Genomic DNA, 19,531 nt, shown 5'->3' on the forward strand with positions numbered 1-19,531 from the left:
CATGTACCTAGGCATCGACCTCGGCACGTCCGAAGTGAAAGTTCTGCTGCTCGCCTCCGACGGCCGCGTGATCGGCACCGCAGGCTCGCCGTTCACCGTTTCGCGTCCGCACCAGCGCTGGGCCGAGCAGAATCCCGAAGACTGGTGGGCCGGCACGCGCACGGCGCTCGCCGCGTTGCGCGCGCGTCATCCCGACGAATTCGCGCGGATTCGCGGCATCGGCCTGTCGGGGCAGATGCACGGCGCGGTGCTGCTCGACGCGGAAAACCGCGTGCTGCGGCCCGCGATCCTGTGGAACGACATGCGCAGTGACAAGGAGTGCGCGGAGCTGACCGAGCGCGCGCCGGAACTGCACAGCGTCGCCGGCAATCTGGCGATGCCCGGTTTCACGGCGCCGAAGCTGCTGTGGGTCGCGCGTCACGAGCCGGAGATTTTCGCGAGGACTGCCTGCGTGCTGCTGCCGAAAGACTATCTGCGCCTGCAACTGACGGGCGGCAAGGTGTCCGATCCATCGGACGCGGCCGGCACATTGTGGCTCGACGTCGCGAAACGCGATTGGTCCGATTCGCTGCTCGCTGCCTGCAACATGACGCGCGCGCAGATGCCGGCGCTGCGCGAAGGCAGCGCGCCGGCCGGCACGCTGCTGGCGGAACTCGCGCGCGAATTCGGCCTGCGCGACGACGTGATCGTCGCGGCCGGCGGCGGCGACAACGCGACCAGCGCGATCGGCATCGGCGCGACGCAACCGGGCGACGGCTTCGTGTCGTTGGGCACCTCGGGCGTGCTGTGCGTGGTCGGCGACAGCTTCCGCCCGAACCCGGCCTCCGCCGTGCACGCGTTCTGTCATGCGATCCCGGACCGCTGGCATCAGATGAGCGTGGTGCTGTCGGCGGCGAGCTGTTTGCGCTGGGTCTGCAAGCTGACGTCGACCGACGAGCCGACGCTGCTCGCCGAAATCGAGGCGCTGCCCGCCGAGGCCTTGACCACCGCGCCGCTCTTTTTGCCGTATCTGTCGGGCGAGCGCACGCCGCACAACGACCCCTATGCGCAAGGCGTATTCTTCGGCATGACTCACGCAACCGACCGCGCGCTGCTCGGCTACGCGGTGCTCGAAGGCGTGACGCTCGCGCTGACCGACGGCCTCGACGCGCTGCGCGCGGCCGGCACCGAGGCGAAGGTGTTGTCGCTGCTCGGCGGCGGCGCACGCAGCGACTACTGGGCCCAGTTGCTCGCCGATGCGCTCGACACCGTCACCGTCAAGCACGGCGGCGGCGAAACCGGCGCGGCGCTCGGCGCGGCGCGTCTCGGCTGGCTCGCCGCCGGTGGCGAGCCGGCCACCGTGCTGACCAAGCCGCCTGTCGAAAAGGAGTTCACGCCGAATCCGCGCCGCCACGCGCAATTGCGCACCCGGCTCGAAGCGTATCGCGCGCTGTATCGACACGTACGGCCGCTGTTCGATCCCGCGCGCGCACCGCTCGCCTGAGCGTCAACCGCGGCCGGCCCGCGCGACAGACGCGCCGCCGGCCGCTATCATCGGCGCACTTCAACCGAAACCTCATCGTGCCCAGGTCCACAGAAAAACTCGATCTCGCCACACGCGCCGCGTGGCTTTATTACGTCGCGGGCAATACCCAGAACGAAATTGCCGAGAAGCTGCAGGTATCGCGGCCGGTCGCGCAGCGGCTCGTCGCGTTCGCGGTCGAAAAGAACCTGATCCGCGTGCGGGTCGATCACAAGCTCGCTGATTGCCTGTCGCTCGCCGATCAGCTGTCGAAGCGCTATGGCCTTAGCCTATGCGAGATCGTGCCGATCGACGGCGATACGCCCGAGGAAGTCGACCGCAAGCTTGCGGTGGCCGGCGCGCAGGTGATGGAGCGCTATCTGAGCGAGGAAAAGCCGATGGTCGTCGCGGTCAGCAGCGGCCGCACGCTGAAGGCCGCGGTCGATCAGATCGCGCAGCTAGACCGTCCGCAGCATCGGCTGGTATCGATGGTCGGCGCGATCGCGCAGGACGGCTCCTCGAACCGTTACGACGTCGCGCTGCACATTTCGGAAAAGACCGGGGGCAAGCATTTTCTGCTGCCCGCGCCGCTGCTCGCCGACAGCGAGGCCGAGCGCGCACAGTGGTGCAATCACCGTCTCTATCGGATCGTCGAATCGCTGTCGGCGCAGGCCGATGTCGCGTTCGTCGGCATCGGCAACATTGGGATGACCTGTCCGTTGCACGAGGACGGCTTCATCACGGAAGGCGAGGTGAACGAGTTGATGCAGAACGGCGCGGTCGCCGAAATGCTCGGCCTGCCGATCGATGCGGCCGGCGCGCACGTCGAATCGCCGACCGGCCGACGCGTGACGAGCATCGCGCTCGACACGCCGCCACGCCGGCCGACCATCGGCTTCGCGGGCGGGCTGCGCAAGCGCGAGGCGCTGATCGCGGTGCTCAAGGGGGGGTGGTTGTCGGGGCTCGTGACCGATGAGTTGTGTGCGCGGGCGGCGTTGGAGGCGTGAGTTTCGAATGCGTGCCGGTCGCGCTCTATCGCGTCAACGCCCGCAAGCACCGCTCACGCTTGACGATCTGCAGTGCGTGCCTTTGACACGCATGATTCTTTCAACGCAAGGCATAAAAAAGCGCCCGCAGAAGAAGCGTGCCTTCTGTTTAATCTATCCAGAGCGATTGTCTACTCGCTTGCCAAATCAGTCTTCATCTTCAAGCCAGATACAGAAATATTGACCATCTCCACTACTTATCACAGTACCCGAATCAAATGTCGATTCCCTGCCTGTAGCGCCGTTATGACGAAACAGTCACGGCGAGCATCATGCTGCGGCTATTCCTGCTTGATGCAGAACGGGTCTCGTGCATCGGGCTACGGAAAATTCGGAGTCGTCCGAATCTTGAGAGACGGTCCGCACGGCAGCATCGGAACCCCATAAAAACATCAGAGGGGTTCGATATGCCCGGTGCAGATAATGCCGACGGAGTGAAGGTTGTACTGAGCGCTCCGCAACTCGCGGCCGTGCTATCCCGCCAGTCGATCAGCCAGACCGAGATGCTTTCCAACCGGCTTTGGGGCGGGTTACAGCTCGTCGGCGGCGTGCTGGAAATGGTCGGTGCGGGTGCGCTGTGCGTTTTGCCCGACCCGACGATGGCGAGCAAAGCCGGGTGTGTCGTGTTCGGGGTACATGGTTCGGACTCGGCGGCGGCGGGCCTGCGGCAGGTCTGGACTGGTCAGGATACGGCCACGCTGACCCAGCAGGGCACGACGAAACTCGCTGAAGCGATGAGGGCGAGCCCCGACATGGCGAACAATATCGGCCTGTCGCTCGATATCGCCGTGCCATTCGGCTTTGCCGGCTCGATCAAGGCGGCACGCGCTGCGCGCGTCACGATGGGCCGGATCAACCTGGACATGCATGAGGCGAAGGCGGGCAGCCGGATCGGTGGACATACGCTCTTGAAACATGTCGGACGGACCGAAGCGCAGTTGCGGGAAAGATTGGTAAATGAGCCGAAGCGGAAAATCGTGTCGTCGTTCACAAGCCGCGGGACTGCGGAATGGGCTATATCGGAAGTTATGTCTTCAAACGTAGGTAGAATCCGCACGTGGGCGCAGAATCCGACGCGAGATATTACTCTCACACTGATTAAGCACGTCGCGGGTGACGTTGGATATGGGATATCGAGGGCAACAGGAAAGCTAACGAAGATGAACAGGGTTACAGTCTTTCTAAAGTACGAACCCTATAATGGCATGTCATATTACGTGCTTACCGCTTACATTGACTGAAGGGAAACGATGTCGCCCGAACGCTACCCGGCGATGCGCCGCATATTCCACGTGTATTTTGGTCAGGATTTTGACCTGTTTGGCGAAACCATTGCTGAAATCGTGGCTTGTTACAAGAAGGACAGTCCCCACACATATTCGGATTTGATTCGTGAAATCAATTCGTTCATGGATGAGCACTCGACCGATCTGGATTCTGCGTTCGAAACAGGCTATGGAGCGGGTTTTGATCCGACACTGTGGGGACACACCACCGAGTCTTTTCTCAATGAACTTAAGCGTCTCATGAGCGAGTAACCTCGTTTTCCCCGAACCGGACGACTCCCCGCCGTCCGGTAGGTTTTTCGTGCGTTCGTTTCACCTTGGGAAGCGAACGCGCCTAACTCCTTCCGCGGACAGCGCCTTGCGCGCACCGCCTGCTTATGCAATGCGTCATCGCGATCACGCCGCCAGCACCTCAACAATCTTGCGCTGGAACGCCTTGCCTTCGCTGTCGAACAGATGGCAATGCTCGGGCGTCGCGCCCAGCTTCTGCGTATTGCCCTTCGCATGCCGTTCGAGCGGCGGAATCCGCGCGATCAAACCATCGGGCGCGACGCTCGACTCCGCGTACAGATACGCGGCATCGCCGAGCGATTCGACCGTCATCGTGCGTGCCTCGATACCATCCTCGGTCGTGCTGACGTGCAGATGCTCGGGGCGGATGCCGACCGTCACCTTGTCGCCCTGCTTGGCCGCGCCCGGCTCGACCAACACGCGCTGCGTCTCGCCGGTCTCGTAACGCACCGAGAGGCCGTCATGCGACACCGACTGCACGACGCCTTCCATGAAGTTCATCTTCGGCGAGCCGATGAAGCCGGCCACGAAGCGGTTCGCCGGCGCGTGATACAGCATCGTCGGACTGCCGACCTGCTCCAGATTGCCCGCCGACAACACGACGATCTTGTCGGCCAAAGTCATCGCCTCGACCTGGTCGTGCGTCACGTAGATCATCGTCGTCTTCAGCTCGTCGTGCAGGCGTGCGAACTCTAGGCGCATCTTCACGCGCAGCGCGGCGTCGAGATTCGACAGCGGCTCGTCGAACAGAAACACCTTCGGCTTGCGCGTGATCGCGCGGCCGATCGCGACGCGCTGACGCTGCCCGCCCGACAACTGCTTCGGCTTGCGATCGAGCAGATGGTCGATGTGCAGGATCTTCGCCGCGTTGCGCACGGCTGAGTCGATCTCCGGCTTCTTCGCGCCGGCAAGCTTCAGGCCGAACGCCATGTTGTCGTACAGCGTCATGTGCGGATACAGCGCGTACGACTGGAACACCATCGCGATGCCGCGCTTGGCCGGCGGCACGTCGTTCATGCGCACGGCGTCGATGTTCAGATCGCCGCCCGTGATGTCCTCGAGGCCCGCGATCATCCGCATCAGGGTCGATTTGCCGCAACCGCTCGGCCCGACGAACACGACGAACTCGCCATCGGCGATGTCGAGATTGATGTCGCGCATCACTTCGTTGTCGTCGTAGGCCTTTCTGATGTCGCGCAAGGTTACGCTTGCCATGATGTGTCTCCGTGTAATGCTGTTCGATGCTGCTCGTTACTTCGTGCTGCTACCTGATGCCGTGTCGTGTCGCGTGCATTCGTGCGCTCATGGCGCCGCGGCCGTCGCGGAGAGCGTCCATTGCGCGACGAGGTCGGGCAACTGCCGCATGTCCTCGAACACATGACGCGCGCCCGCCGCGTGCAATCGATCGATCTGCGCATCGCTCGCATGACCGCCGCCGATAAACCCCAGCACCGCCATGCCCGCCGTGGCCGCCGCCGTGACGCCGGTCACGCTGTCCTCGACGACGAGGCACGCACCCGGCGCGAGCCCGAAGCCTTGCGCCGCCGCCAGGTACACGTCCGGCGCGGGCTTCGGATTCGGCACCGCGTCGGCGCAGAACAGCCGCTCGCCGAAGAAACGCTTCAGGCCCGTGCGCGCCAGCACCGTCTCGACGTAGGGCCGGAAGCTATTGCTCGCGCAGCCTTTGACGAGCGGCACCTGGGTCAGCGCCATCTCGATGCCATCGACGGCGGGCGCCTCGATCGCCGCCGCTTCGACCGCGCGGCGGATCGCATCGATATCGTCGGCACCGAGCTGTTTGCCGAGCTGAGTCGCGGTGTCCTGCAACACGCGCTCGATGCGCAGCCCGAGCAGCGGCAGCACGACCGGCGCGGCGTCGATGCCGGGCCAGCGCGCCTCGAGTTCGCGCACCAGCATGCGCGCGGCCACCGCTTCGCTGTCGATCAGCACGCCGTCGCAATCGCAAATCAACGCATAGCGCGCGATGCCCGGGCCAGCCGTCATTTGACGGCCCCGAACGTGAGCCCGCGCACCAACTGCTTCTGCGACAGCCAGCCGACGATCAGGATCGGCGCGACCGCCAGCAACGAAGCGGCCGACAACTTGGCCCAGAACAAACCTTCAGGACTCGAATACGACGCGATGAACACGGTCAGCGGCGCCGCGTTCGAGCTCGACAGGTTGATGCTCCAGAACGCCTCGTTCCACGCCAGGATCACGAGCAACAGCGCGGTCGACGCGAGCCCGGGCAGCGCCATCGGCATCAGCAGATAGACGATCTCCTGCCACGTCGCCGCGCCGTCGATGCGCCCGGCTTCGAGAATGTCGCGCGGAATCTCGGCGAAGTACGTGAACGCCATCCAGACCGCGATCGGCAGATTGATCAGCGTGTAGACGATGATCAGGCCCGACACGGTATCCAGAAGGCCGGTGTTTTTCCACAGCAGATAGATCGGCACCAGCACGCCGACCGACGGCATCATCTTCGTCGACAGCATCCACAGCAGCACTTTCTGCGTGCGGCGCGTCGGGAAGAACGCCATCGCGTACGCGCACGGCACCGCGAGGATCAGGCACAGCAGTGTGACGCCGACCGAGATCAGTATCGAGTTCCACGCGAACGCGAAGTAGTTGCTGCGCGCGAACACCTCGCGGAAGCTGTCGAGCGTCGGCACGAAAAACAGCGACGACGCATAGGCCTGCTGCTCGGTCTTGAACGCGGTGATCGTCATCCAGAAGATCGGGAAGAACAGCAGCAGCGCGACGAGCCACGCGATCACGCCGGGAATGCCGCGACGAATCGTGTCGAACGGCGATTTGGTCGGCACCGCGACCGGCTGCGTCGTCGATGCCGTAGTGGAGGCAACGTGGCTCATTTTTCGTACTCCCCTTTCAGGTTCTTCGCGAGCATCCGCACGAGGAAGATCGACACGATATTGGCCAGCACGACCGCGAGAATACCGCCCGCCGAGGCGAGACCGACGTCGAACTGTTGCAGGCCCAGCGCGAAGATCAGGTACGACAGGGTGGTGGTCGCGTTGCCCGGACCGCCGCCCGTGGTCGTATAGATCTCGGCGAAGATCGACAGCAGGAAAATCGTCTCCATCATCACGACGACCGCGATCGCACGTCGCAGGTGCGGCAACGTGATGTAGAAGAACATCGAGAACGGACCGGCGCCGTCGATCTTCGCGGCTTCCTTCTGCTCCTGATCGAGCGACTGGATCGACGTGAACAGGATCAGGAACGCGAACGGCAGCCACTGCCACGCGACGATCATGATCACCGCGGTGAGCGGATAGTCGGCGAACCAGTCGATCGGCTGCATGCCGAGCGCGCGCATGCCCTGCGCGACGAGGCCGTACACCGGGTGCAGGATCATGTTCTTCCAGATCAGCGCGCTGACCGTCGGCATCACGAAGAACGGGCCGATCGCGAGCAGGCGGGCCACACCCTGCCCGTAGAACTTGCGATCGAACAGGATCGCCATCAGCACGCCGCCGCCCACGGTGATCACGAGCACCCACACGATCAGTTCGATCGTATGCGCGATCGACGGACCGAACGACGGATCGGTCGCGAGATAGCGGTAGTTGTCGAAGCCGGCGAAGCCGCGCAGATCGGGATTGAGCAGGTTGTAGTGCGAGAACGAGAACCAGATCGTCATCGCCAGCGGAATGACCATCCACAGCACGAGCACGCCGACCGACGGCGCCACGAGCCAGCGGGCCGAATTGGCCTTACGCTCCTCGCGTTCTTTTTCTGTCTGGGGACGGGTTTGCATCAGAGGTAGGCGCAAAGGACGCATGATGGACCACCTGTTCGGTAATGCGCGGAGCGTTCGCCGGAGCCGCGTATGTGCGACGCGGCGTGCCGTGCCTGAATGGCGCACGACACGCGCCGCATCGCATCGGGCGCAGACGAACGGCCGCCCTGCTGCATGAGCCGCATCGGTCGATGCGGCGGACCTGCCGGGTTACTTCTGATAACCCGCCTGCTTGACCGCGCGATTCGCGGCCGCGTTGCCGGCCGCGAGTGCCTGGTCGACCGTCATCTGACCGGCGATCGCGCCGGAGATGCTCTGCCCGACCACCGTGCCGAACGACTGGAATTCGGGAATTCCGACGAACTGCACACCCGTGTACGGGACCGGCTTCAAGGTCGGATGATCCGGGTCGGCGGTCTGGATCGCCTTTAGCACGAAGTCGCCGAACGGCGCGGCCTGCTTGTACTCGGGGCGCGCGTAGGTGGACTCGCGCGTGCCCGGCGGCACCGAGGCCCAGCCCTCATCCTTCGCGACCATTTCAATGTACTCCTTCGAGGTCGACCACTCGATGAACTTCTTCGCCGCATCTTGCTGCTTCGACGACTTCGGAATCGCGAGCGCCCACGCCCACAGCCAGTGCGAGCCCTTCGGCGTGACCTCGATCGGCGCGGCCGCGAAGCCGACCTTGTCGGCGATCTGCGACTGCTGCTTGTTGTAGAGCATGCCGGCCGCGACCGTCGCGTCGATCCACATCGCGCACTTGCCCGACGACATCAGCGTCAGGTTTTCGTTGAAGCCGTTCGAGCTCGCTCCCGGAGGACCGTCCTTCCTCAGCAGATCGACGTAGAACGTTATCGCCTTCTTCCATTCCGGCGAGGTCAGCTGCGCGTTCCACTTCTCGTCGAACCAGCGGCCGCCGAAGGTGTTCACGACCGTCGTGGCGTACGCCATATTCTCGCCCCAGCCCGCCTTGCCGCGCAGGCAGATGCCGTATTGCTCCTTGGACTTGTCGGTGAGCTTGTCGGCGAATTGGGCGATCTGGTCGTAGGTCGGCTGGTCGGGCATCTTCAGACCGGCCTTGTCGAACAGATCCTTGCGGTAATAGGTCATCGAGCTTTCGACGTAGAACGGCAGCGCGTACAGCTGGCCGTTCGCGGACAGGCCGTCGCGGGCCGTCTTCACGACGTCGTTGAGGTCATAGCTCGCCGGCAGGTTGGTGATCGGCGCGAGCCAGCCGCGCTTGCCCCATTGCGGGGTTTCATACGCGCCGATCGTCATTACGTCGAACTGGCCGCTGCCGGTCGTGATGTCGGTCGTCGCGCGCTGACGCAGCACGTTTTCCTCGAGGATCACCCAGTTCAGCTTGATGTCCGGATTCGCTTTTTCGAACGCGGGCGACAGCTTCTTCAACTCGATCATGTCCGGATTGTTCAGCGTCGCGATCGTCACCGTCGCCGCCGATGCGCTCAGCGCGAAGCAGGTGGCCGCGCCGGCACCGGCCGCCTTCAGCACGAATTTGAAAGCTGGTTTCATCGTTGTCTCCTTTCTCGTACGTTATGTGATGCTGCGTTCGTTTGACGGAATGACGCGCCGCTCAGAGCAGTCAACGTGCCCGCTCCCTGCTCTTTATTCAGCTCATCCAGTTGCCGCCGTCGACGTTCAGCGTCTGCGCGGTGATGTAGTCGGCATCGGCCGACGCGAGGAACAGCGCGGCGCCGGTCAGGTCGTCGGGCACGCCCATGCGGCCGAGCGGCACGGCCTCGCCGACGAGGCGCTTCTTCTCGCCGAGCGGCCGGTTCTCGTAGCGCGCGAACAGCGCGTCGACCTCGTTCCACATCGGCGTGTCGACGACGCCCGGCGCGATGCCGTTCACATTGATCTTATGCGGCGCGAGCGCGAGCGCCGCGGACTGCGTATAGCTCAACACCGCCGCCTTGGTCGCGCAGTAGTGCGACACGAGCGCCTCGCCGCGCCGCCCGGCCTGCGACGACATATTGATGATCTTGCCGCCGCGGCCCTGCTCGACCATCTGCCGCGCGACCGCCTGCATCAGGAAGAACATGCCCTTCACGTTGACCGCGAACAGGCGGTCGAACACGTCCCAGGATTCGTCGAGGAGCGGGCGCATGTCGAACAGCGCCGCATTGTTGAACAGGATGTCGATCTGGCCGAAACAGCCGAGCGTGCTCGTGACGATGCGCTCGATGTCCTCGCGGCGCCGGACGTCGGCGCTGACGCTCAACACGCGCTCGCCGTAGATGCCGCGCAGCGCGCCGCCGAGGCTGTCGGTCGGCTTCACGTCGACCAGCACGCAGCGCGCGCCCTCGTCGAGATAGCGCAGGGCTACCGCTTCACCGATACCGCTGGCCGCGCCCGTCAGAATGGCGACTTTGTCCTGCAATCGTGCCACTGCCTGTCTCCGCTTCGTTTTTACATTTTGGCGCGCGGTGAGCGAACGCTCATCACGCGAACAATTGCTCGGCTAGTGATCGAATGATCGGATACGGACCGGATCATGTCAAGGCACGCGGACGAATTTCGATGGTGCAGCGCGGCAGGAGCAAGCCCATTGCGCGATGGGTCGCCACGACGCGTTCGCTGCGTGCCGTCGTGCGAGGATTCGCACCGCTGACAAAAAATCGCGCTACGTTATATCATTTCGACCTTGCAGCCCGCTCGGGGGCCGCCATGTCAGGAGATTCACGCCGATGACTACCTCGCTCGCCGAACAGCACGCCATGCGGCTCGCGCATGCGGACGCGCACGCCGCGGCGCAGGGGCTCGCGCTGACGCCGCTGCGCCGCCAGGTGTACGCGGCGATCGTCGCGAGCGAGCGGCCGGTCGGCGCGTACGAGTTACTCGACGCGCTCGCCCCCGAGCGCGGTCGCATGTCGCCGACCACCGTCTATCGCGCGCTCGACTTCCTCGTCGCGCACGGCTTCGTGCACCGGATCGAATCGAAGAACGCGTTCGTCGCCTGCTGCGAAATCGGCGTGCCGCATCGCAGCCAGTTCCTGATGTGCGACGGTTGCGGCGCGACTGTCGAGATTCCCGGCGACGAGCTCGCCGACCGCCTGTCGCACAGCTCACCCGCGCATGGCTTCGAGGTGCATCGTCAGGTGATCGAGCTAAGTGGACTGTGCGGGCCATGTGCGCGAGCGGCGAAGCCTGGCGGCGCCGGCGGCGCAGCAGGCAATTCGTCGTGATCAGATGCGCGGCGCCGCGCTAAGCACCACCCCGTGCCACCCCGTATTTGGCCTTGCCACCGCGAGTGGCTGATTCAACTCTCACCCAGCAGGAAACAACGATGAAAACAATCGGTTCGATGTTGTCTAGAGCGCACCGCGCGCTGAAGCGTTCGATGTCTGTGCGCACCCATCTGTGCACCTGCCTGCTCGCGATCGCGGCGCTCGGCTTCGGCCACAACGCGTTCGCCGCCGACGCGAAAATTCCGGTCGTCGCCGCGGAGAACTTTTATGGCGACGTGGTCCGGCAACTCGGCGGCGATCGCGTCGACGTGACCAGCATCCTCAGCAACCCGGACCAGGACCCGCATCTGTTCGAAGCGAGCCCGGCCACCGCGCGCGCGTTACAGCATGCGAGCCTCGTCGTCTACAACGGCGCCGACTACGATCCGTGGATGGTGAAGCTGCTGGCCGCGTCGAAAGGCGCGCATCGCACGGTGATCATCGCGGCCGACCTCGTCGGCAAAAAAGGCGGCGACAATCCGCACCTGTGGTACGACCCGGCGACGATGCCGAAAGTCGCGCGCGCGGTCTGCGACGCACTCGGCGCTGCTGACCCGGCGCACAAGCCGGCGTACGATGCGAACCTCGCGAAGTTTCTCGATTCGCTGAAGCCGATCGACGCGAAGGTCGCCGAGCTGCACGGCCGCTATGCGGGCTTGCCGGTCACGGCGACGGAGCCGGTGTTCGGCTATATGTCTGACGCGATTGGCCTCGCCATGCGCAACCAGCGCTTCCAGCTCGCCACGATGAACGACACCGAAGCGAGCGCGGCCGATATCGCCGCGTTCGAACGCGATCTGCGCGAGCGGCGCGTGCGCGTGCTGATCTATAACAGCCAGGCCACCGAGGCGCTGACCAAACGCATGCTAAAGCTCGCGCAACAATCGAAGGTACCGACGATGAGCGTCACCGAAACCCTGCCGCCCGGCAAGACCTATCAGACGTGGATGCTGACGCAGCTCGATGCGTTGCAGAAAGCGCTCGCGGCGGGTGACACGAACGGCGCGATCGGCGCGACCAGCGCGAGCGCGAAAGGCAAGGCTCCATGATTCCGACTGGCCATCAAACGCCAGCAGGTGCGCAATCAGGCGCACCCACCGCGCGCGGCGACCGGCCCGTGCTCGAACTCGACAACGTGACGCTCGATCTGGGCGGCCGCACGATCCTGCGCGACACCAGCTTCGTCGTGAACCAGGGCGAGTTCATCGGCGTGCTCGGGCCCAACGGCGCGGGCAAGACGACGCTGATGCGCGCGGTGCTCGGCCTCGTGCCGGCCGCGGGCGGCGCGATCCGCGTGCTCGGGCAGCCGGTCGAGCGCGGCAACGCGTCGATCGGCTATATGCCGCAGACGCGCAGCGCGCTCGCCGGCCGTCGCGTGCGCGGCCGCGATCTGGTCGCGATGGCAGCCGATGGTCATCGCTGGGGCTTGCCGCATGCGGATGCAAAAACGCGCGCGGACGTCGATCGGGTGCTCGAGCTCGTCGGCGGGACGACTCTGTCGAAGCGGCCACTGTCGGAGTTGTCGGGCGGCGAACGGCAGCGGCTCCTGCTGGCGCAATGCCTGCTCGGCAATCCGAAACTGCTGCTGCTCGATGAACCGTTGATCAGTCTCGATCCGCATCACCAGAAGAGCGTCGTCGAACTGGTGCGGCGCGTGCAGCAGGAGCTCGGCATCGCGGTGCTGTTCTCCGCGCACGAACTCAATCCGCTGCTGAACTCGATCGATCGCGTGCTGTATCTCGGCAGCGGCGTCGCGGCGCTCGGCACCGTCGACGAAGTGATCACACGGCCGGTGCTGTCGCGTCTGTACGGCTCGCCGATCGACGTGATGCGCGTGAACGGCCGCATCTTCGTGATGTCGGGCGGCGTCGAAGTCGAGAAGCACGATCACGGGCACGAACACGACGAGGACGGCGGACATACGCATTCGCACAGCCACTCACACAGTCATCCAGACCCGCAAGACTCACGCGACGGACACACGCACGATGTTTGAATACGATTTCATGGTGAACGCCTTCGCGGCCTCGGGGATCGTCGCGGTGCTGGCAGGCGTGGTCGGCTATTTTCTCGTGATGCGCGGACAGACGTTCGCGGGCCACGCGCTGTCGCACGTCGGCTTCACCGGCGCGACCGGTGCGGTGCTGATCGGCATCTCGCCTCTCTGGGGGATGATCGGCTTCACGCTCGCGGCCGGTGTGGGCATGGGCGCGCTCGGCGAGCGGCTCGCCGGCCGCGACGTCGCGATCGGCGTAATCCTTTCCTTGTCGCTCGGCTTTGGGCTGCTGTTTCTGCATTTCTTCACCGCCTACGCGACGCAGGTGACGGCGCTGCTGTTTGGCAACGTGCTCGGCGTCAATGCAGCGACGCTCGGTGTGCTCGCGGCGTTGGGCGTCGTCAGTCTGGCCGCGCTCGCGGCCATCATGCGGCCGCTGTTGTTCGCGTCGCTGCAACCGGAGCTGGCCGAAGCGAAGGGCGTGTCGCTGCGCCGCGTGTCGGTGCTGTTTCTCGCGATCGCCGCGCTGGCCGTCGCCGCTTGCACGCAGATCGTCGGCGTGCTGCTCGTGTTCACGCTGATGGTGGGGCCGGCCGCCGCCGCGCAGAACCTGAGCACGCGGCTGTCGACGGGTCTCGTGCTCGCGGCCGTGTTCGCGCTCGCGCAGGCGTGGCTCGGGCTGACGCTCGCGTTCTATACCGATTGCCCGACGAGCTTCTGGATCACCGCGCTGTCGGCGGTGGTGTATGGCGGGAGTCTGTTGAAGCGGCATTGAGCGGCGCTTACGCCGATCAAATGAAAAAACGGCGGCACATGAAGTGCCGCCGTTTTTTTGCCCCGCGTTTTACGACGTTGTTCAGCCGAGCAATACCTTCGCGTGATGCGCGAGATGATCCTCGACGAACGTCGAGATGAAGTAGTAGCCGTGGTCGTAACCCGCATGCCGGCGCAACGTCAGTGGCTGACCCGCGGCCTTGCACGCCGCTTCGAATACGTCGGGATTGAGCTGCCTGGGCAGGAACTGATCCGCGAGCCCCTGATCGACGAGAATCCCTTCCGCGAACTTGTGCGTCGCGTGCGAAACCAGCTCGCTCGCGTCGTACTGCTTCCACGCTTCACGGTTCTCGCCGAGATAACCGCTAAACGCCTTCTCGCCCCAGGGACAACGCATCGGCGCCGCGATCGGCGCGAACGCCGACACCGACCGATAAATGTCCGGATTTCGCAGCGCGAGCATCAGCGCGCCGTGCCCGCCCATCGAATGACCGAAGATGCCGAGACGCGCGCCATCGATCGGCAGGTTGGCAAGCGCCGTTTCGCGCAGCTCGTCGCGCACGTACGAGTACATGCGGTAGTTCCGCGCCCACGGCTGCTCGGTCGCGTCGACATAAAAGCCCGCGCCGACGCCGAAGTCCCACGCATCGCTCTCGCCTGGCACGCCCGCGCCGCGAGGGCTCGTATCCGGCGCGATCAGCGCGATGCCGTGCCGGGCCGCGAAGCGCTGCGCGCCGGCCTTGATCGCGAAGGTCTCTTCGGTGCAGGTCAGCCCCGCTAGGTAGAACAGCGCGGGCACCTTCGCATTGCCCTGCAACGCCTGCGGCGGCAGATAGACCGAGAAGCGCATCGGCAGACCGACGGTGCGCGACTCGTGCCGGTAAAAGCGCTGCTCGCCGCCGTGGCAGGCGTGCGACGATAGTAGTTCGAGCATCGCGACGCTCCTCGCTTAGTAGAGCACGACCGAGCGGATCGACTCGCCCTTCTTCATCAGCTCGAAGCCCTCGTTGATGCGCTCGAGCGGCAGACGGTGCGTAATCAGATCGTCGATATTGATCTTGCCTTCCATGTACCAGTCGACGATCTTCGGCACGTCGGTGCGGCCTCGCGCGCCGCCGAACGCCGAGCCCTTCCACTCGCGGCCCGTCACCAGCTGGAACGGCCGCGTGCTGATCTCCTCGCCCGCCGCCGCGACGCCGATGATGAACGACTGCCCCCAACCCTTGTGCGTGCATTCGAGCGCCTGGCGCATCACCTTCACGTTGCCGATGCATTCGAACGAGTAGTCGGCGCCGCCGTCGGTCAGCTGCACGATGTGATCGACGACGTTCTCGACTTCGTTCGGGTTGATGAAGTGCGTCATGCCGAACTTCTTCGCTAGCTCGACGCGGCCCGGGTTGAGATCGACACCGATGATCTTGTCCGCGCCGACCATCTTCGCGCCTTGAATCACGTTCAGCCCGATACCGCCGAGCCCGAACACCACCACGTTCGCACCCGCCTCGACCTTCGCCGAATACACGACCGCGCCGACGCCGGTCGTCACGCCGCAGCCGATGTAGCAGATCTTGTCGAACGGCGCGTCTTCACGCACCTTCGCGACCGCGATCTCCGGCACGACGATGTAGTTCGAGAACGTCGACGTGCCCATGTAGTGAAACAGCGGCTTGCCATCGAGCGAGAAGCGCGAGGTCGCGTCGGGCATCAGACCTTTGCCCTGCGTCGCGCGGATCGCCTGGCAGAGATTCGTTTTGCGCGACAGGCAGAACTTGCACTGACGGCATTCGGGCGTGTAGAGCGGAATCACGTGATCGCCCTTCTTCAGCGTGCCGACGCCCGGCCCGACATCGACGATCACGCCCGCGCCTTCGTGGCCGAGAATCGCCGGGAAGATGCCTTCGGGATCGGCGCCCGACAGCGTGTAGTAGTCGGTGTGGCAGATGCCCGTCGCCTTCACTTCGATCAGGACTTCACCGGCGCGCGGACCTTCGAGATCGACTTCCTCGATCGTCAACGGGGCGCCGGCTTTCCATGCGATTGCTGCTTTGGTCTTCATCGTCAATGCTCCTGTGAGTCCGTGAGTCCGTGAGTGCGTGAATGCGAAATGGCATCGCGTGCCGGCGACTGCGTGGCGCGCGAAAAGCGTCATGGTATTGCATAGTGCGTGAAGGCTGCGTCGCCGATGGCTGCGCTCGGCACCGTGTTCAACGCCGTCGCTGTCACTGCGCTTCGCACCGCGCGCTACCACCGAACCACGGCTCGACCCGGACATACAGATCGACGAAGCGCGCATAGCGTTCAGCGAGCGCCGCATCGCCGCGTGGACCCGCGACGCGCGTCGCGCCCGGCGCGAGCGCGGCGAGATCGCGCGTCTGCCAGTGGCCGCACGCGAGACCGCCGAGGATCGCCGCGCCGCGCGGCGCCGCGTTCGGGCAATCGACCGCATGCAGGTCGACGTCGAGCGCATCGGCGAGCAGTTGTCGCCAGCGCGCATCGACGGAGCCGCCGCCCGCGAGCTTGAGCGCCGTCACCGGCGCGCCGCTCGCGCGAATCGCGTCGAGCCCCGCGCGCAACGAGAACGCGACGCCCTCGAACGCGGCACGCATCATCGCGCCGCGCGTATGCTCGAGCGACAAACCGAGCCAGCCCCCGCGCGCCTGCGGGTTCAGCCACGGCGTGCGCTCGCCGGTCAGGTACGGCAGGAAGCTCAGCGTCGACGCCACTTCAGCGGCGGCATGAGCGCTTGCATCAGCCGCATCGTCAAATGCCTCTCGGTAAGCCTCCGCCCACCCAAACGACAGCCACCCGCGCACCCGCTCCAGCGCGATGCCGACGTTCTGCATCGCCGCCATCCGATACCAGTGATCGCTCGCCGCGCGATAGCGATGCAAGCCCTTCAGCGGCGCAGGCTCGTCGTTCGCGAGCACGACGATCTGTCCGCCGGTGCCGGTCGTCAGCAGCGCGTCGCCGTCACGCACGAGTCCGCTGCCGAGCGCCGCGCACGGCGTATCCGCGGCGCCGGCTGCGAGCACGATACCGGCCCGTAAGCCAAGTGCCTGCGCGGCCTGCGGCGACAGCGCGCCCGCCGCCGCATACGACGGCGCCACAGGCGCGAACCACTCAGACGGAATCTCGAGGCGTTGCAGCAGCGCCGTGTCCCACGCGCCGGCGGGATCGGCGAGCGCGGTCGCGCACGCGTCGGACGCATCGGTCACGCACGCGCCGCCGAGCGCGACGCGCAGCCAGTCCTTCGGCTGCAGCGCCCAGCGCGTGCGGCGCGCGGCTTCCGGTTCTTGCAGCACGAGCCAGCGCAGCAGCGGTCCGGCCATGCCGGGCGCGACCGGATTCGGTTGCGGCTCGGGCCACGCGTCGAGCATGGCGAGCGCGCGCGAGTCGGGCCACAGCATTGCGCGCCGCACCGCTGCGCCGTTTGCATCAAGCAGCACGACGCCGTGCATCTGGCCAGAGAAGCCAATCGCGCGCACGCCGTCACGCAGCTCGCGCGGCAGGCCCGCCATCGCATGGACGAGCGCGTTCCACCACGTCTCGACGTCGATTTCGGCCCAACCCGCGTGCGGCGTAACGAGCGCATAAGCGACGCTCGATACCGCCTGCTCGCGTCCATGTTCGTCGACGATTGCCGCTTTCAGGGAGCCGGTGCCGAGATCGATGCCGAGAAAACTCATGAGCGCAGGGACGTTGAAACGAGGTGAAGAAGGAGCCAGCGAGACTGGCGACGAAGTGGGAAAGCGAAGCTCAAAGGCGAAGCGCTGCACAGACGTCGCGAACGTTGAACAAACGGCTCGGAAAACACGCGAAAAAAACCATTCGCGGGTTAACCCCGCCGTGCTGCGAGCGTCATCAAAACAGGACTATGCGTGAAGCGTGATACACGTCATTGATTCTCACACATATCCCCTCGCGCGACGAACCCGCGCCGCGCACGCCATGCACCGCCCGCGGCCCCCACTGCATAGGGTTCTCTGGCATCCGACGGCCGATCCGTCCCACGCGTGGCTTTAATTTGCCTTTCAAAACAGGTCTCTGCATATCGCCCCCGGGAATGCCGGAATAGCCACGTATGGTCTTGTTGCGACTTTTCGTCCCCGATACCTTGGAGTCATCCCAAAACGAGATGGTGGAGACAGACGATATGCAAGCGAACGCGGTTCACCCGTGCGACGAGCGCCTACCGGCGGGCCAGTTGCTCACTCTCGGCATCCAGCACGTGCTGGTCATGTACGCTGGCGCGGTCGCGGTGCCGCTGATCATCGGCGCGGCGCTGAAGCTGCCGAAAGACCAGGTCGCCTTCCTGATCAGCGCCGATCTGTTTTCCTGCGGCATCGCCACGCTGATCCAGACGCTCGGACTGTGGATCTTCGGCATCCGCCTGCCCGTCATCATGGGCTGCACGTTCGCGGCCGTCGGCCCGATGGTCGCGATCGGCACCAATCCTTCGCTCGGCATCCTCGACATCTTCGGCTCGACGATCGCGGCCGGCGTGATCGGCATTCTGCTCGCGCCCGCGGTCGGCAAGCTGTTGCGCTTCTTCCCGCCGGTCGTGATCGGCGTCGTGATTTCGGTGATCGGCCTGTCGCTGATGGAGGTCGGCATCAACTGGGCGGCCGGCGGTGTCGGCAATCCCGACTACGGCAATCCGGTCTATCTCGGCCTGGCGCTGCTCGTGCTGACGCTGATCCTGCTGATCAACAAGTTTGCCAGGGGGTTCGTCGCCAATATCTCGGTGCTGCTCGGCATCGTCGCGGGCTTCGCGATCGCGCTGATGCTCGGCCGCGTCAACCTGGACGGCGTCATGCACGCGCCGTGGGTCGGCTTCGTGATGCCGTTCCACTTCGGTCTGCCGCACTTCGATGCGCTGTCGATCGCGACGATGGTCACCGTGATGTTCGTCACGTTCATCGAATCGACCGGCATGTTTCTCGCGGTCGGCGACATGGTCGATCGTCCGGTCGATCAGAAAACGCTGGTGCGTGGCTTGCGCGTCGACGGTCTCGGCACGCTGATCGGTGGCATCTTCAACTCGTTCCCGCATACGTCGTTCTCGCAGAACGTCGGGTTGATCGGCGTGACCGGCGTGAAGAGCCGCTTCGTGTGCGCGATGGGCGGCGTGATCCTCGTGCTGCTCGGCCTCTTCCCGAAGATGGCGCAGGTGGTCGCGTCGGTGCCGGCGTTCGTGCTCGGCGGCGCGGGCATCGTGATGTTCGGCATGGTCGCGGCGAACGGCATCAAGGTGCTGTCGCGCGTCGACTTCGTGAGGAATCAGCACAACCTCTTCATCGTCGCGGTCAGCATCGGGCTCGGCCTCGTGCCGGTCGTCTCGCCGCACTTCTTCTCGCAACTGCCGCCGGCGTTGTCGCCGCTGCTACATAGCGGGATTCTGCTCGCGTCGGTGTCGGCGGTCGCGCTGAACCTGATCTTCAACGGCGTGAAGAGCGAGAAGAAGGCGAAGAGCGAGCTTCGCCGCGCCGGGCACGATCTCGACGCCAGCGCGGGCGGCGCACCGCAGAGCAACGAGATGCTGCGGGCGGCGGATCTGCATTGAGCTTTTGATGCAGCGATGATGCGGCGAGCGGCACCGAACGCCGCGAATCAACAAAAACGC

At 65.0% G+C, this 19,531-nt stretch carries 18 protein-coding genes; 9 read left to right on the plus strand and 9 right to left on the minus strand.

Features of this window, described 5'->3' with window-relative positions; genetic code table 11:
- Position 1: 1 nt before the first annotated feature.
- From xylB to OKW37_RS19820, 4 genes are all read left to right on the plus strand, one after another.
- The gene (xylB, locus tag OKW37_RS19805) at positions 2-1,483 is read left to right on the plus strand and encodes a xylulokinase (RefSeq protein WP_429509897.1); all 1,482 of its coding nucleotides are present in this window, start codon (positions 2-4) and stop codon (positions 1,481-1,483) included.
- A gap of 77 nt (positions 1,484-1,560) precedes the next feature.
- Positions 1,561-2,508 (plus strand): sugar-binding transcriptional regulator, encoded by a 948-nt coding sequence (locus OKW37_RS19810; RefSeq protein WP_184058271.1) that lies wholly within the window; start codon positions 1,561-1,563, stop codon positions 2,506-2,508.
- Positions 2,509-2,954: 446 nt separating this feature from the next.
- The gene (locus OKW37_RS19815) at positions 2,955-3,788 is read left to right on the plus strand and encodes an RNase A-like domain-containing protein (protein WP_187616385.1); all 834 of its coding nucleotides are present in this window, start codon (positions 2,955-2,957) and stop codon (positions 3,786-3,788) included.
- A 9-nt stretch (positions 3,789-3,797) separates the two neighbouring features.
- Entirely contained in the window at positions 3,798-4,085 is a 288-nt protein-coding gene (locus OKW37_RS19820; RefSeq protein WP_184023033.1) for a contact-dependent growth inhibition system immunity protein, read from the plus strand.
- A 144-nt stretch (positions 4,086-4,229) separates the two neighbouring features.
- Here the strand turns inward: OKW37_RS19820 and OKW37_RS19825 are convergent, their stop codons facing one another.
- From OKW37_RS19825 to OKW37_RS19850, 6 genes are all read right to left on the minus strand, one after another.
- A complete protein-coding gene (locus OKW37_RS19825) occupies positions 4,230-5,339 on the minus strand; it encodes an ABC transporter ATP-binding protein (protein WP_429404580.1) in 1,110 nt (369 codons plus the stop codon).
- Positions 5,340-5,426: 87 nt separating this feature from the next.
- Positions 5,427-6,128 (minus strand): HAD family hydrolase, encoded by a 702-nt coding sequence (locus tag OKW37_RS19830; RefSeq protein ID WP_184058277.1) that lies wholly within the window; start codon positions 6,126-6,128, stop codon positions 5,427-5,429.
- The gene (locus OKW37_RS19835) at positions 6,125-7,000 is read right to left on the minus strand and encodes a carbohydrate ABC transporter permease (RefSeq protein ID WP_184058279.1); all 876 of its coding nucleotides are present in this window, start codon (positions 6,998-7,000) and stop codon (positions 6,125-6,127) included. Before OKW37_RS19835 ends, OKW37_RS19830 begins: the two co-directional genes overlap by 4 nt.
- Positions 6,997-7,932, minus strand: coding sequence for a carbohydrate ABC transporter permease (locus OKW37_RS19840; protein WP_429404577.1), 936 nt, complete (start codon positions 7,930-7,932; stop codon positions 6,997-6,999). Before OKW37_RS19840 ends, OKW37_RS19835 begins: the two co-directional genes overlap by 4 nt.
- A 168-nt stretch (positions 7,933-8,100) precedes the next feature.
- A complete protein-coding gene (locus OKW37_RS19845; RefSeq protein ID WP_184058281.1) occupies positions 8,101-9,423 on the minus strand; it encodes an ABC transporter substrate-binding protein in 1,323 nt (440 codons plus the stop codon).
- 97 nt (positions 9,424-9,520) lie between these two features.
- Positions 9,521-10,300 carry an L-iditol 2-dehydrogenase gene (locus tag OKW37_RS19850; protein WP_184006440.1) on the minus strand — a complete coding sequence of 260 codons (780 nt, stop codon included), beginning with the start codon at positions 10,298-10,300 and terminating at the stop codon, positions 9,521-9,523.
- A gap of 298 nt (positions 10,301-10,598) precedes the next feature.
- On the opposite strand from OKW37_RS19850, the gene OKW37_RS19855 reads away from it, so the two are divergent.
- The 4 genes from OKW37_RS19855 to OKW37_RS19870 all read left to right on the plus strand — a co-directional run bounded on the left by OKW37_RS19855 (position 10,599) and on the right by OKW37_RS19870 (position 13,909).
- On the plus strand, positions 10,599-11,096 hold the full coding sequence (locus OKW37_RS19855) for a Fur family transcriptional regulator (RefSeq protein ID WP_429404574.1): 498 nt from the start codon (positions 10,599-10,601) through the stop codon (positions 11,094-11,096).
- A gap of 155 nt (positions 11,097-11,251) precedes the next feature.
- Positions 11,252-12,187 (plus strand): metal ABC transporter solute-binding protein, encoded by a 936-nt coding sequence (locus OKW37_RS19860; protein WP_409259251.1) that lies wholly within the window; start codon positions 11,252-11,254, stop codon positions 12,185-12,187.
- On the plus strand, positions 12,184-13,134 hold the full coding sequence (locus tag OKW37_RS19865) for an ABC transporter ATP-binding protein (RefSeq protein WP_429404572.1): 951 nt from the start codon (positions 12,184-12,186) through the stop codon (positions 13,132-13,134). The genes OKW37_RS19860 and OKW37_RS19865 overlap by 4 nt, the downstream gene beginning before the upstream one ends.
- Positions 13,127-13,909 (plus strand): metal ABC transporter permease, encoded by a 783-nt coding sequence (locus tag OKW37_RS19870; protein ID WP_429404570.1) that lies wholly within the window; start codon positions 13,127-13,129, stop codon positions 13,907-13,909. The genes OKW37_RS19865 and OKW37_RS19870 overlap by 8 nt, the downstream gene beginning before the upstream one ends.
- Before the next feature lie 81 nt (positions 13,910-13,990).
- Here the strand turns inward: OKW37_RS19870 and fghA are convergent, their stop codons facing one another.
- From fghA to OKW37_RS19885, 3 genes are all read right to left on the minus strand, one after another.
- Complete coding sequence (fghA, locus tag OKW37_RS19875) at positions 13,991-14,842, minus strand: S-formylglutathione hydrolase (RefSeq protein ID WP_429404568.1); 852 nt, start codon at positions 14,840-14,842, stop codon at positions 13,991-13,993.
- 15 nt (positions 14,843-14,857) lie between these two features.
- A complete protein-coding gene (locus tag OKW37_RS19880; protein ID WP_184023024.1) occupies positions 14,858-15,964 on the minus strand; it encodes an S-(hydroxymethyl)glutathione dehydrogenase/class III alcohol dehydrogenase in 1,107 nt (368 codons plus the stop codon).
- A 163-nt stretch (positions 15,965-16,127) separates the two neighbouring features.
- Positions 16,128-17,594, minus strand: coding sequence for a xylulokinase (locus OKW37_RS19885; RefSeq protein WP_429404566.1), 1,467 nt, complete (start codon positions 17,592-17,594; stop codon positions 16,128-16,130).
- 467 nt (positions 17,595-18,061) lie between these two features.
- Here OKW37_RS19885 and OKW37_RS19890 point away from each other — a divergent pair, with 467 nt between their 5' ends.
- The gene (locus OKW37_RS19890; protein ID WP_429404564.1) at positions 18,062-19,471 is read left to right on the plus strand and encodes a nucleobase:cation symporter-2 family protein; all 1,410 of its coding nucleotides are present in this window, start codon (positions 18,062-18,064) and stop codon (positions 19,469-19,471) included.
- The last annotated feature ends 60 nt before the right edge of the window (positions 19,472-19,531 follow it).

The organism is Paraburkholderia sp. MM5482-R2 (genome assembly GCF_050436125.1).
GTDB classification, from domain to species: Bacteria; Pseudomonadota; Gammaproteobacteria; order Burkholderiales; family Burkholderiaceae; genus Paraburkholderia; species Paraburkholderia tuberum.